Annotated in this window: 12 protein-coding genes; 1 reads left to right on the top strand and 11 read right to left on the bottom strand. The window is 66.7% G+C overall.

What is annotated here, in order from left to right:
- Positions 1-7: 7 nt before the first annotated feature.
- From C8J43_RS03725 to C8J43_RS03705, 5 genes are all read right to left on the bottom strand, one after another.
- The gene (locus C8J43_RS03725) at positions 8-739 is read right to left on the bottom strand and encodes a head GIN domain-containing protein (RefSeq protein ID WP_133029756.1); all 732 of its coding nucleotides are present in this window, start codon (positions 737-739) and stop codon (positions 8-10) included.
- 173 nt (positions 740-912) lie between these two features.
- A complete protein-coding gene (locus C8J43_RS03720) occupies positions 913-1,446 on the bottom strand; it encodes a CarD family transcriptional regulator (RefSeq protein ID WP_056053923.1) in 534 nt (177 codons plus the stop codon).
- Positions 1,447-1,648: 202 nt separating this feature from the next.
- Positions 1,649-1,990: a ferredoxin FdxA gene (gene fdxA, locus C8J43_RS03715; protein ID WP_031393648.1), complete on the bottom strand. Its 342-nt coding sequence runs from the start codon at positions 1,988-1,990 to the stop codon at positions 1,649-1,651.
- A 278-nt stretch (positions 1,991-2,268) separates the two neighbouring features.
- Positions 2,269-2,577: an RNA-binding S4 domain-containing protein gene (locus tag C8J43_RS03710; protein ID WP_243645391.1), complete on the bottom strand. Its 309-nt coding sequence runs from the start codon at positions 2,575-2,577 to the stop codon at positions 2,269-2,271.
- On the bottom strand, positions 2,570-5,062 hold the full coding sequence (locus C8J43_RS03705) for a helicase-related protein (protein ID WP_133029755.1): 2,493 nt from the start codon (positions 5,060-5,062) through the stop codon (positions 2,570-2,572). Before C8J43_RS03705 ends, C8J43_RS03710 begins: the two co-directional genes overlap by 8 nt.
- Positions 5,063-5,260: 198 nt before the next feature.
- Here C8J43_RS03705 and C8J43_RS03700 point away from each other — a divergent pair, with 198 nt between their 5' ends.
- Positions 5,261-6,760: a M23 family metallopeptidase gene (locus tag C8J43_RS03700; protein ID WP_243645390.1), complete on the top strand. Its 1,500-nt coding sequence runs from the start codon at positions 5,261-5,263 to the stop codon at positions 6,758-6,760.
- 523 nt (positions 6,761-7,283) lie between these two features.
- Here C8J43_RS03700 and C8J43_RS03695 read toward each other — a convergent pair.
- The 6 genes from C8J43_RS03695 to bamE all read right to left on the bottom strand — a co-directional run bounded on the left by C8J43_RS03695 (position 7,284) and on the right by bamE (position 13,979).
- Positions 7,284-8,978: a DUF87 domain-containing protein gene (locus C8J43_RS03695; RefSeq protein WP_133029753.1), complete on the bottom strand. Its 1,695-nt coding sequence runs from the start codon at positions 8,976-8,978 to the stop codon at positions 7,284-7,286.
- Positions 8,979-9,054: 76 nt separating this feature from the next.
- The gene (locus C8J43_RS03690) at positions 9,055-9,774 is read right to left on the bottom strand and encodes a TIGR02186 family protein (RefSeq protein WP_056054789.1); all 720 of its coding nucleotides are present in this window, start codon (positions 9,772-9,774) and stop codon (positions 9,055-9,057) included.
- Between the two features lie 56 nt (positions 9,775-9,830).
- The gene (locus tag C8J43_RS03685; RefSeq protein WP_133029752.1) at positions 9,831-10,745 is read right to left on the bottom strand and encodes a sulfite exporter TauE/SafE family protein; all 915 of its coding nucleotides are present in this window, start codon (positions 10,743-10,745) and stop codon (positions 9,831-9,833) included.
- A 43-nt stretch (positions 10,746-10,788) separates the two neighbouring features.
- Positions 10,789-11,805 carry a hypothetical protein gene (locus tag C8J43_RS03680; protein ID WP_133029751.1) on the bottom strand — a complete coding sequence of 339 codons (1,017 nt, stop codon included), beginning with the start codon at positions 11,803-11,805 and terminating at the stop codon, positions 10,789-10,791.
- Complete coding sequence (locus C8J43_RS03675; protein ID WP_207893315.1) at positions 11,802-13,232, bottom strand: glycosyl transferase family protein; 1,431 nt, start codon at positions 13,230-13,232, stop codon at positions 11,802-11,804. The genes C8J43_RS03680 and C8J43_RS03675 overlap by 4 nt, the downstream gene beginning before the upstream one ends.
- A 237-nt stretch (positions 13,233-13,469) precedes the next feature.
- A complete protein-coding gene (gene bamE / locus C8J43_RS03670; RefSeq protein WP_121885801.1) occupies positions 13,470-13,979 on the bottom strand; it encodes an outer membrane protein assembly factor BamE in 510 nt (169 codons plus the stop codon).
- Positions 13,980-14,114: the final 135 nt, after the last annotated feature.

Raw genomic sequence — 14,114 nt, 5'->3', positions numbered from 1 at the left:
CGGCAAGTCAGTTCCCGCAGCGCACCGACCCCGAGCCCGACTTCGAAATCGTGCAGCGCGCGTTCGGGCCGAGATCGACATCGCCCGAGCCCGATATGTCGACGATCGCAGGTCCGTCGACGACCGCGCGGACGCTGCCCGAGCCGGGAATATCGATCTTGGCCGACTGGGCCCGGAGCTTCGGCGCATCGACATCCCCCGACCCGGCGATCTCGACGTTCAGGGCGCGGGCGGTGCCGCTGGCGCGCAGCGCGCCCGAGCCGGTGACGGAGAATCTTGCCTCGTCGACTTGGATCGTCGCAAGGGCCATGTCGCCCGATCCGGCGATCGTCCCCGTGAACGCTTTTCCCTCGACGCGGTTGACGGCGATGTAGCCCGAACCCGAGATGGTTGCCGCGGTCAGCCGCGGCAGCGTGACGTACACCTTTACCTTTGCGCCCTTGTTCCAGCCGAAGCTTGCCCCGTTCTTACGGCCGATGTCGAGCGTCTCGCCGTCGCGGTCGATTTTCAAACGGTCGAGCTGGTCGGAGGGACCTTCGGCGCGGATCGAGAAGCCGGTGCCAACTCGCACGTCGACATCGTCCGAGCCGCGCAGGTCGATCTGATCGAACCCGGTAACCTGATAGGTCCGCGTCGTGCCCGAGCCGGACGCCGCGACACCCGATCCCTCCTTGTCGCCGTCCCAGCTGAACGAGCAGGCCGCGAGAGGAATGATCAGTCCGAGCGCAAGAAAGTTCATCGCATCCTCCTGTGTGTTATTAAAGCAATACACCTGATGGGGGACGGCGCAATGGGAAACTTGTCTGACGCGCGTTCGCGGTACTGCCTGCCGTCGTTGAAAAAAGGGGGGTAGAACGAAAAAGGGCGGCCCCGCAGGACCGCCCTTTCGCGTTCGGATCGAGTGCGAAGGCGTTATGCCGGCACCTTGTCCTTGTTGTAGATCGCAGCCGCGGCGCGGAGGATGTCGAGAATCTTCTCCTGCGCCTTGGGCTCGTCGAGCTCTTCCATCGCAGCCAGTTCGCGTGCGAGGCGGCTGGTCGCGCCTTCGAAGATCTGGCGCTCGGAATAGCTCTGCTCGGGCTGGTCGTCGGCACGGAACAGATCGCGGACCACTTCGGCGATCGACACGAGGTCGCCCGAATTGATCTTCGCCTCATATTCCTGCGCACGGCGCGACCACATGGTGCGCTTGACCTTGGGCTTGCCCTTGAGCGTGTCCATCGCCTCGCGCATCGTCTTGTCGGACGACAGCTTGCGCATGCCGACGCTTTCGGCCTTGTTGGTCGGTACGCGGAGCGTCATGCGCTCCTTCTCGAACCGGAGGACGTAGAGTTCCAGTGTCATGCCGGCGATTTCCGAGCGCTGGAGCTCGATCACACGGCCGACCCCGTGCTTGGGATAAACGACGAAATCACCGACATCGAAGGACAGTGCCTTGGCAGCCATTTGGGGCCTTTCCGGATCAAGCCTCGCCGCGACGCCTCGACGAAGGACTCGTCGCTGCTGCATCGGGGGAGGGATAGGTCTACACGTCAGGCGGATGACGTGAATCATCGCGCCCGTCGCGGACTCTTCTAGCAGCTTTGCAACAAAATTACCAGCCGAACGTGGCAGGCGGCTTGCCCTTTTCGGGATTCGCCGCCTCTTATCAGTCGCCTGCGCCGGGCTCGGGCGAGAAATACTTGTCGAACTTGCCCTCGACGCCCTTCATCGCGTCGGCGTCCGGCGGCGTCTGGTTGTCGTTACGCGTGACGTTGGGCCATTGCGCCGAGAAGGTCGTGTTCAGCTCGAGCCACTGCTCAAGCCCGCTCTCGGTGTCGGGCAGGATCGCCTCGGCGGGGCATTCGGGCTCGCACACGCCGCAATCGATGCATTCGCTGGGATTGATCACCAGCATGTTCTCGCCTTCGTAGAAGCAGTCGACCGGGCACACTTCCACGCAGTCCATGTACTTGCAGCGGATGCAGGCATCGGTGACGACGTAGGTCATTGCAGAACTCCTGGGCCGGATTCCTTTCCGGCGACGAACGCGCCAGCGACTATGCGCGCCTGCCCCTCGCGTCAATCATAGCAAGCCTTCTGCGAGACGTTATCAGGCTTTGTCGTTCCGATCCCACACTGCTTAAGCCCTTCTGCGTCATCCTGACGAAAGTCAGGACCCAGAGCAACGAGGCGCTGCCCTTGGTATCCTGGGTCCTGACTTTCGTCAGGATGACGGAGGTTACGGCGTCGTTCGATTTAATGATCGCGGGTGTCGATACGGCTAGTTCACTCGGAAGCCGGATCGCGGACGGTACCGGCCGGCGTCCTCCCCGCGATCAAATCCTGATAGCATCCTTGCGCTTCGGGCGCCGGCCCCCGCCGCGCGGGCAGCGCCTCCACCCGGATCACCCGAACCTGATCGGCCACCGCAAACGTCAGCACATTCCCGATCCGCACCGGGCAATGCGCGCGATCGATCGGGCGGCCGTCGATGCGCAGATGCCCCTTCTCGGCGATCGCCTGCGCGGCGCTGCGCGTTTTCGCGAGCCGCACGAACCACAGGAACCGATCGATCCGCATCGTGCCTTCAACCATGGCGCACCAGTGCAGCCAGCCCGGCAAACGCATTCTGCCGCGACGGATCGATTGGCGTCGGCGCCGCGGGGCGAGCAGGCGGACGACCGCGCCAGACCCAGCGCGGCGTGTCCCCCGCCAGCGCCTTGAACCCGAGTTCGGCCATCAACCGCTGCATCGACGCTGCATCGACGCCGATCGAAGTCGCCAGCGCCGGATCGGGCGCAAACGGCGTGCGACCCTGCCGCGAGTCGTGCGCGGCACGGGCGATGCGTTCGATCAAGTCGATCCGGACCGCCTGGAGCCCAAGCGGACGGAACCCCGCCTCGAGGACAGCACCCTCGCTGCCACGCGCCAGCACGGTAGCGCCCTCGCGTGGGGGCGCGATCGTCACGCCGCGCGCCGCCGCGAGGATACGTCGCCACCGCGCCGATTCGGGCTTGAGCAACCGCGCATCGAACAGATCGAGCGCACCGACCGTAATCCCGATCTTGCGCAACCGCTTGCGCTCCTCGGGATCGATCGCGTCGAGCGCCAGCCGCATCGGTAACCGCGGCAGGATCCCGCCGGCCTCCTCGATCGCGCTGGCGACCGCGCGCAACGCGGGCGTCGCGTTCGGATCGCGGCTCAATTCGGCGAGGTGGACTAGCACCGCGATCCGCCGCTTCAGCATTCCCGCAAGCCACAGCGACAGCCGCGCCTCGATCCGATCGCGCGCGGGCTTGTCGAGGCAGTCGAGCGAGCGATCGAGGATCAGCTTCGGCCGCGCGAACGACGGCCCCGCGCTTAATTTGGCGACCGGATGCCCCGCCCAGACGATCTGCGCCGCATCGTCGAGCGCGATATCGGCGTCCGGCGCATCGACCAGCGACTGTCCGCGCCGCGACCGCTCGCCGGTGAGACGCTTTTCCGCCGCCGCGAGAAGCAACCGTTTGTCGCTGGCCCGCGCATCCGCGGCGACGGTGAACCGGAAACCGTCGAGTCGACCGATCGGATGATCCTCGACCATCACCTCGCCCTCCGGGCCGATCACCACAGGTAGCGCGCCCGCATCCGCGCCGATCTGACGCATCAACGCGGTTGTGCGCTTGTCGACGAACCGCTGCGTGAGACTCGCGTGGAGCGCATCCGACAGGCGCTCTTCGAGCGCCGCCGTGCGCGCCGCCCACAGCGTCGGCTCGGCCAGCCAGTCGGCGCGCTGCGCGATATACGCCCAGATCCGAGTCGCGGCGATCCGCCCGGCGATCATCGGCACGTCGCCCGCCACGGTATCGAGCCGCGCGATCTCGTCCGCAAACCACTGGTGCGGGATATGCCCGCGCCCCTCGCTCAGATGCCCGAACACCCGCGATACGAAACGCGCATGCGGATCGAGCCCGACTTTGCGGAAATCGGGAACGCCGCATGCTGCCCATAATCGCGCAACCATCGCCGGATGCCGTGCGCGTTCGCGGACCCAGCCCTCCTCGGCCAACCGCTTCAACACCCCAAGGTCCAATGCCTGAGGCGCAGCACGCAGCACGCCGGCGGGCGGGCGCGCTTCCAGGCTCGCGACCAGCGCGTCGATGCTGGAAAAATCAGGCTCGCCCTGCCGCCAATACAGGTTCTCGAGCCGCGGAAACCGGTGCTCCTCGATCGCCAGCACTTCCTCGGGGAGGAACGCGCCGGGGCCGTCGTCGGACAGCGCCCCGAACGTGCCGTCCCGCTGGTGCCGCCCCGCACGCCCCGCGATCTGCGCCATCTCGGCCACCGTCAGGCGACGCTGGCGCTTGCCGTCGAACTTGTTGAGGCTGGCGAACGCGACGTGCGCGACGTCCATGTTCAGCCCCATCCCGATCGCATCCGTCGCGACCAGATAATCGACCTCGCCCGCCTGGAACATCGCCACCTGCGCGTTGCGGGTGCGCGGGCTAAGTGCGCCCATCACGACCGCGGCACCACCGCGCAGACGCCGCAGCATCTCCGCAACCGCGTAGACCTCCTCCGCCGAGAACGCGACGATCGCCGAGCGCTTCGGCAGCCGGCTGATCTTCTTCGCGCCCGCATAGGTCAGCGTCGAGAAGCGCGGCCGGTTGACGATCTCCGCGCTGGGGACGAGCTTCTTGATCATCGGCCGCAGCGCTTCGGAGCCGAGGATCATCGTCTCCTCACGCCCGCGCGCGCGCATCAGGCGATCGGTAAACACATGCCCGCGTTCGGGATCCGCCCCCAATTGCGCTTCGTCCAACCCGACGAAAGCGACGTCGCGATCGGGCATCGACTCGGCGGTACACAGGAACCAGCGCGCATCGGGCGGCACGATCTTCTCTTCGCCGGTGACCAGCGCGACCCGGTTCGCGCCCTTGATCGCCACCACGCGGTCATAGACCTCGCGCGCCAGCAATCGCAGAGGAAAGCCGATCATGCCGCTTGAATGCGCGCACATCCGCTCGATCGCGAGGTGCGTCTTGCCGGTGTTGGTCGGGCCGAGAACCGCCGTGATCCCGTCGTTCGCGCCGTCGTTCATCCCAGCAACATCGGGGGTAAAGTCTGCGTGCGCAATGACCTGCGCAGAGTTTCCTCGGTATTAACGATCCGGCGCCAAGACCGCACATCTCGCCGCGATCCTGGCGATGCGCACACACCGGTTAATTTGACTTTAGCAGGTTGCGACCACAACGACCGCCTGACGCCGGGGGGACCGGCACCATCGGGGCGGGCCTGCGTGTATCTTCGTAACGATCAGGGCTTCGAATTGGCGGGCGCGGCACCGGGCCAGGGGTTTGGTCGTGCGCCTGCGCCGCTGCTCCAGCCGACGCGTGCGCTGTTGCGCGACCAAGCGATGCGGATCGACTGGGTGCCCGATCTGGGCGCGGGGATCGGAAGTCTCGACTGGTGGCGCGGGTTCGCGACCTGCACCGCGCTGTGTGCCGCGACCTGGCTGCTGTCGCCGGGGTTCAAGCCGCTCGTCGGTGCCGTGCCGTCGCCACTTGCCGGTGCGGAGTGGGAGGAAACGCGCGCTCAGGGCATCGCGTCCTTGGCGCAGGGCGCGACGACCGGGCGGCGGATGGCAGCGAACGACCTCGTCGCGCCGCTCGCCGACGTGCCCGAGCGGCCGAGTATCGACCTCTCCGCGACGCTCGGCGACGGGGACAGCTTCGACCGGGCGCTGATCCGCGCGGGCGTCGGTCGCAACGATGCCGAAGCCGCCGCGGCGCTGGTGGCGCAATCCGTCGATCCGAAGGCGATCCCGGCGGGCACGCGGATCGCGCTGACGCTCGGGCGGCGGCCGGATCGCACCGTCGCGCGGCCGCTGGAAAAGCTCGATTTCCGCGCGCGGTTCGATCTGGCGCTGTCGCTCGTGCGCGGTGCGGGCGGGCTGACGGTCGACCGCAAACCGATCGCGATCGACTCCACCCCGTTGCGGATCCAGGGGCTGGTCGGCTCAAGCCTGTACCGCTCCGCGCGCGCGGCCGGCATCCCGGCCAAGGCAGTCGAGTCCTATATCAAGGCGATCTCGACCCGACTGTCGATCGGGCGCGATGTCGATGCCGCGGACAGCTTCGACGTGATCGTCGAGCGGCAGCGTGCCGCAACCGGCGAAACCAGGATCGGCGACCTTCTGTTCGCCGGTCTCGATCAGGGCCGCCACAAAGTGCAGCTCGTGCGGTTCGCTCCCGACGCCGCGACCGTCGATGCCGACGACGAGTCGAGCCGCGGTGGCTGGTTCGACGCGAACGGCCAGACCGAGCGTCGCGCCGTGTCGGGCATGCCGGTGCTGGGTCACATCACCTCGAATTTTGGCCTGCGCATGCATCCGCTGCTAGGCTTCACGCGGATGCACAAGGGCCTCGATATCGGTGCGCCCTACGGCTCGCCGATCCACGCGATGACCGACGGCATCGTCACGTTCGCAGGGCGCACCGGCGGCTACGGCAATTTCGTCAAGCTGGTCCACGGCGGCGGGATGGCGAGCGGCTACGGTCACATGAGTCGGATCGCGGTGACGTCGGGGACGCGCGTCCGCGCGGGCCAGGTAATCGGCTATGTCGGCTCCACGGGCATATCGACCGGCCCGCATCTCCACTGGGAAGTGTGGAAGAACGGCGCCGCGATCAACCCGCGGACGGTCTCGTTCGCCAGCGTCGCGCAACTGTCTGGTGGCAAGCTGCGTGCGTTCAGCGCTAAAGTCGCGCGGTTGCTGGCTGTGCGGGTCGGCGGATAGCGTACGTTCCTGATGCACTTGATGCGAAAGTCACAAGTTTTGCATCAGCGCCGCGGCAAAAGCAGCGCGGTCGGCAAATGTCCACTTGCAGCCTTTCATGCCTCGTGAGACGATCCCGGCATGGCGCTTTGTTAGGGGTTTCTGCAGTGAGGAACACTTGAACCATGTTGCAAGCGACAACGCCGCGTTGCACGTGGATGCGCCGGTTGGCTCCGTTGGTGGTGCCTCTCGCGGTAATGCCTCTTTTTTGGCATTCGGACAGGATGCATTGGTTGATTTGGAGCTTGGGCGCCGCAGGCGGTGCTTTGCTATTGATTGCGTCCTTCATTGGAGAGCGACGTTCTCGTAAAGGACGTTCGTCACCGAGTTGAAGCGAACTTTCTGCAAACCGGTAGGTCCAGTCGTTAGCGATGCAAAACGCATAAGTTCTGCATCCCACGGGGATTAATCGGGCGTGTTCGACCTCGATACCCGAAGTCGCCCCGTCCGGTTTTCAAAGCCATAGGTCCCTAACGAGACGTCGCTATTTCCCCTGCGCACGCCAGCGCTGGATCGTGCGGGCGATGATCTGCTCTTCGCCGCCGACGTCGCGCCAGAGTTCGGAGAACAGCGGGTCGCCCGAGGCGGGGCGCTTGGCGTCCTCGAGATCGTCGAACGAGACGCGGATCGGGATCGTCACGCCTTCGCCGCAGATGATGCATTCGCGGTTGCGCAGTGCGGGAATCGAATCGAGGAACCCGCGCGCACCTTCGGGCATGGCGGCGCGGACGAACGCCTGATCGCGGTCGTTGTTGAGCCGCATCGCGATGATCGTGCCGCACTGCGACAGCACCCCTTCGGCGAGATCGGAGGGGCGCTGCGTGACGAGGCCCAGCGACACGCCGTATTTGCGGCCTTCCTTCGCGATCCGACCGAGGATCCGACCGACCGCTGTGTTGGTGTCCTGGCCGGCGGGGATGTAGCGATGCGCCTCCTCGCACACCAGCAGGACCGGGCGTTGCGGTTCGTTACGCGACCAGATCGCGAAATCGAACGTCATCCGCGCCAGCACCGCGACCACCACGGCGGTGATGTCGGAAGGTACGCCCGAGACGTCGATGATCGAGATCGGCTTGCCGTCGCCGGGCAGCCGGAAGATCCGGCCGAGGAACGCGGCCATCGTATCGGCGACCAGCATCCCCGAGAACATGAAGCCATAGCGCGGATCGGCCTTGATCTCGTCGATCTTGGTCTTGAGGCGCAGGTAGGGCGCGGTATCGCCGGCGCGGTCCATCTTGCCCATTTCCAGGCTGATGATGTTGGTCAGGTCGCTGAGCAGATACGGGATCGGCGCATCGACCGTCAGCTTGGCGATCTCCTGGCCGAGCCGGCTCTTCGCCTTCGCCATCAGCAGGCATTTGGCGAGGATATCCGCGTCGAACTGCCGCGCGGAGCCGCTGCTGGTCAGGAAGACCTCGCAATGCTCCTCGAAATTCATCAGCCAATACGGCATCTGCAGGTTCGTGACGTCGTAGATCGCGCCGTTGGTCTTGAACGCCGCGGCATATTCGCCGTGCGGATCGATCATCAGGACGTGGCCTTGTGGCGCCAGTTCGCAGATCCGGTGCAGGATCAGCGCGGCGCCGGTCGACTTGCCCGTGCCGGTCGAGCCGACGAGCGCGAAATGCTTGCCGAGCATCGCATCGACGTACAGCGCGGCACGGATGTCCTTGGTCGGATAGACCATGCCGACCTCGATATTGGCGCGGTCGCCGGCGGCATAGATCTGCTTGAGGTCGGCGCTGGTGACCGGAAACACCTCGCATCCCGGCATCGGATAGCGGGTGACGCCGCGACGGAACGTGTAGAGCTTGCCCGTCAGGCGCTCCTCGTCGCCCTCGCCGAGATAGTCGATCTCCGCGGCGATACAGGTGCCGGCGGTATCTTCCAGCTTGAGCGAACGGATGTTGGCGACCAGCCACGACGCCCCGATCCGCATTTTGATCTGGCTGCCGACCTGGCCCGCGGCGGCAACGACGGGATCGGGGTCGTCGGACAATGCGACGATCGACGCGCGATCCAGGAGTACCCGGCTGCTCGATCCGGCGATCGCGTAGACCACGCCGATCGGGGCGGTCGCCTGCACGACGGCCAACAGGTCGTTCAGTTGCGTACCGGCGAAAGGCCCGGCCAAAGGTGAGGCATCGTGAAACGCGTTCGAGCCCGGCATTTCCGTCATTGTTCCTGGACCCCGCTCATCGCACCGACGCTATGTCGTCAAAGGCGTAAATATCCGGTGAGGATGGAGAAATTCCTTACAGTTTGCGCGCGATCCACCCCGCCGCCCAGCCCAGGAACACCGACAGCGCGACCGCGACCAGTCCGTAGACGACCGACGAACGCTCCGCGGCGCGCGCGACGAATCGTTCGAAGCCGGATTTGCGGATGTCGATATCGCGCACCGCCGCCGCCAGCACGCGGCCGTCGCGGATCAGGAACGTCTCGGCGGTGAAGCGGCCGACGGGCACGCGGGCGGGGATCGTCACGCGCGCGCGATACAGCACGTCGTCGGTGATTTCGACCGCGCGCGGCGCCTCGTAATACAGGCCAGCGCGGCGCTTCAGGTCGACGAGCCCTTTCTGGAATCGGTCCTGCGTGTCGGTCGGCGCGCTGGACGCGGGCGACAACTGCAGACTGTCGAGCCCGAGTTCGTAGATCGCCCGGGTACGGTCGTCGACCAGTCGACCGATCGGCTTGGACGAGGCGATCGCGTAGAAACTGGGGGCGGAGCGATAGCGCAGCCGCGACGCGTTGACCCAGATGCCCGCGACCTTCTCCTTTTCGCGCATCAGGATCGACTGGGTCGGGCCTTTTACGACCACCACGATATCGGTCGGATGCTCGCCGCTCGGCAGGCGCCCGCCGGGATACAGGATCGCGCCGAACAGCAGCAGCTCGGCACCGGTGAAGCTGTAGGCGATCTCGATATTGCGCTGCGACACGTCTGGGACAAGCACGGGCTTGGCCTGCGCCATCATCAGCGGCGCGAGCAGGACCAGCCAAGCGGGCTTCAGCGCTCGGGTCCCAACCCTCACGAAAGCGTGACCGAGAAGATCTCCTCGGGCCGCCAGACCAGGCCGAGCAGGATGCGGACCCCGACCAGCAACACCATCACCGCGAGCGCGAGGCGGAGATATTCGGGTTTGAACTTGGTCGCGAATCGCGCGCCGATCTGCGCACCGACCACCGAACCCAGCAGCAGCAGCCCGGCGAGCACGATATCCACCGCCTTGGTCGTCGTTGCGTGGACCATCGTCGCGACCGCGGTCACGAACAGCGTCTGGAACAAGGAGGTGCCGACCACCACCGATGTCGCCATCCCGAGCAGATAGATCATCGCCGGGATCAGGATGAAGCCGCCGCCGATCCCGAGCAGGATCGTCAGGATGCCCGTACAGAAGCCGAGCAGCAGCGGCGCGAGCGGCGAGATATAGAGGCCGGACGCATAAAAGCGCGTGCGGAGCGGCAGTGCGGCGACCAGCGGATGATGACGCCGCTTGCGCGCTTTCGGCGGCCGGCCGGTCCGCGCGCGACCGATCGTGCCGATCGATTCCTTCGCCATCAGGCCGCCGATCGAGCCGAGCATGACGACGTAGACGATCGCGATCACCGTATCGATCTGGCCGCTCTGCTGGAGCAGGCGGAACAGCCACGCGCCGAAGAACGAACCGAGGATACCGCCCGCGACGAGCACGCCGCCCATCTTGGTGTCGACGCCCTTGCGGCGGAAATGCGCGAACACGCCCGAGACGCTGGCGCCGGTCACCTGGCTCGCCGACGACGCCGCGGCGACGGTCGGCGGAATGCCGTAGACGATCAGCAGCGGCGTGGTCAGGAACCCGCCGCCGATCCCGAACATGCCCGACAACAGCCCGACTCCCCCTCCGAGCAGGATGATCACGAGCGCGTTGACCGACAGGTTGGCGACGGGGAGATACAGGTCCACGAACACGCGTTACACCGGAACCCGGCGGCGGGGCTAGGCTGTCTTAAAAGTCGCTGCCGATCGACAGGGCAGGGCCGGAACCAGGACGCGCGGCGCCGGCTACGCGTTCGCGCCAGTCGAGCGTGAGGCGCAGCGATTTGCCGGCGATCGGCACGCCGACGACCAGCGACGGGCCGATGTCGAGGCGTTCGGTGCCGCGTTGCGCGCTGCCCCATATCCCGACCCCGATATCGATCCGGGCGCCCGCGACATGGCCGAGCGGATGCGTGATCCGTGCGGACGCGTCGACGAACTTTTCGACGCCATCGCGGGCTATGATGCCGGCCTGGCCGTAAGCCTCGATGCGGACGCCGGGGGCGATGTCGGCGGGCCCGTAGCCGGCTATGATCCCCAGGGTCGGGCCGCCGCGACCGCCGTCCAGCACGAACCGCTGCTCGGCGATCAGGCGGATCGGCAGCGTGGTGGGTCGCCATTCGACGCCGAGCGCGGCTTCGCGGCCTTTGCCCTGCAGCGGCGCCGCAAGACGTGCGGCCAGCGCGAACCGGCGGCGTCCTCCCAGCGCGTAGGTCAACCGCACCCCGCCTTGCGAGGCGCCGAGCTGACCGCCCGACACTGTGCCTGCGGGGCCGCCGCGGACGAGCAGCCACGCGCTGCCGTTCAATCGTTTTGCGTCGCGCACGCGCGCTGGTGGTGCGAACGGGGACGGTAGCGGGACGATTTGCCGTTTCCACTCAGGGGGAGGCGAGGGCGGAGGCGCCGGAAACCGGAGATCGGTCCGTTCGGGAGTGCCGGATGTCCGCGCGCGCGCGGGGAAGGGAAAGCTCGGCGTGAAGATTGGTGCGACGATAGGCGCGGCGATACGCCTGCCGACCGTGCGCGGCCGTCCTTCCGTCCGCGCCAACACCGTGGCGACGGCATCGGGAACCAGAATCCTGATCACCGCGGGGATGGCGCCACCAACGGGCAGCGCCCGGCCATCGGACAACACGAACGCGATCCTGATCATCGTCCACCCGCCCAGCGCCATCGCCAGGAACCGCAGCGGACGACCGCCCGTCATCCCGCGGCGGCGATGGACTGCGGCGGACTTGACGGGAGCGTATCGGTGTCGGCCGGCCCGGCAGGAAACTCGTGGCGAGTCTTGTCCCAGACCGGCGCCGCGCCGCGCAGCATGCCGATATAGACGATGACCGCGCGCGGTGCGGCGATCAGCGAGACGAGATTGCCGACCAGAAAGCGCGGCAGCGACCAGAGGGCCTCGCGCAGGCCATAGCTTCGTGCGGTGAAGATCATCCGCATCGCGAGCCGCCAGACCAGCAACGCGGCGTTGGCGACGAGCAGGACGAAGGCGATCGGGTGCGGCGCGGGGTAGGGCATGGCCGCACCGATCTGCCAGTGCAGCAACAGCGCCGTGGCCCATGCCGGAATCGAGACATAGGCGACCGCGAGGACGACGACGGCGAGCGGCGCGCGGCGGTCGCGCATCCGCATCCAGTGATCGGCAAACGCGCGGGGGGATGCCCATCCGGTACGATCCCAGCCGGCCAGCGCGATACCCGTCATCCAGCGGGTCTTCTGCCGTACCGAGGTGGTGATCGTCCCCGGGAAATACGCACGGACCGCGACCACGCCGCCCGCCTCGTCGGTTGCCACCCGCGCGAAAATGCCGCGTGCCCCGAGTTCGGCGAGGCGCAGGCCAAGCTCGTAATCCTCGGTCAGGCTGGTCGCGTCGAATGGCTCGCCGCCGCGCGCCTGGGCGATCATCGCCAGGACCTCGGGCGCGATCGCGCAGCCCGTCCCCGCCAGCGGCATCCCCGCACCGAGCGCCGTGCGGACGATGATCTGCTTGGCATGCGATTCCGCGAACTCGTCGGCATAATGGCCGGACACGAGCCGCGACCCGTGGTTGACCAGCGGCAAGACCGGCAGCTGCACCACCTCGTACCGGTCGATCAGGCTGTCGAAGACGCGCAATTCCTGCGCATGCACGACGTCCTCGGCGTCGTGGAGGACGATCGCCTTGGTTCTGGCGTCGTCTCGCGCATCGTCGCGGCGCAGCGCCTTCCAAAGCGTGTTGAGGCAGTCCGCCTTGGTGGTCGGGCCGTCACGCGGCCCGATGACCAGGCGGATGCGCGGGTCGCGCTCTGCTACTGCCGCGGCGGCGTCGATCGTCGCCCGGTCATTGGGATAGAGACCGACATAGATGCGATAGTCGTCATGCTCGTAGCGCTCGACCGCTGCCGACAACATGCCGCCGATCACCGCCACTTCGTCCCATGCTGCGACGAACACGGCGATCCGACCGACGGTGTGCGGCGGCTCCAGTGTGGCGAGCGTCAGACGCGGCCGGCGCCCATAGAGGATGCGCCTGACGATATAGACAAGGTCGATCAGCAGGTCGTCGATGCCGCCGAGCAGCAATCCGACTCCGGCAAACAGCAAGGTCTCATGCGCGAATGCGTCGACGATCCACAACGACTCGCGCACATCGCACCCCCGCCGCGGAGGGTATAGAAGGTTCGATCCGTTTCGGTCTCAACCTGATCCGAATCGAATGTTTGCCGCGCGCGGGAATGGGAGAACCTTCGCGCACCTTGCGCGTTAACCAGCCGATCCCTTTCCCCCCTTTCGGGATCGGCGCCGAACCGTTATCGGGCCGGCCGCGCCGATGCGTAGCACGCGGCGCGGCCAAACCGGCCTTAAGACGCGCGAATCACACCGAAATTACGGCCGGTCGCGACCGCCGCCACCGGTATTGCTGCCGTTGCCCGCACCACCGCCGCCGGCACCCGCAGCACCGACCGTGCCGATGTTGCCGAACAGATCCTGGAAGAACCCGCGTTCGCGACCCAGCGTCGGCGTCTTCTTGCCATACGGCTTGATCGAAGCGACCTGATCGAGCCCGCCGCGACGGATCGCGGTGACGGTGCCCTTCTGGTCGAAGCTGATCTGGAGCGTGATCTGCGCGTTCGGGCGCGGATTGCGGAAGGCGAGGTTGCGGCTGTCGCGCGCGAGATAATACCAGTCGCCCTGGTCGAACTGGCCGGCGATCGTCGGCTTGCCCAGCGTCGCGAGCACTGACTGGCGGTTGTCGACGCCCGGCTGGACCGAGTTGACGAGGTCGGTGTCGACGACATAGCCCTGGTGCGAGCGCAACTGGGTGCAGCCCGCACTCGCCAGCGCGACGAGGCCGATGGCCGCGACTTGGACGATACGGGTGGAAACGACGCTCATATACTCTCCCGGGGCCATACTAAGCCGAGACTGGGTCACGCGGAACACGAGCGAACGCATTTGCATCGGCCGCCGATCGCCTCGATATGCGAGGTTGCGCGGGCAAACAAGCCGAAGCGCGGTTGCGACCTGAAG

It is taken from the genome of Sphingomonas sp. PP-CE-1G-424, assembly GCF_004341085.1.
Lineage (GTDB): Bacteria > Pseudomonadota > Alphaproteobacteria > Sphingomonadales > Sphingomonadaceae > Sphingomonas.
The sequence above is the reverse complement of the archived record's forward strand: the minus strand, read 5'-3'. Positions and strand labels throughout refer to the sequence as shown.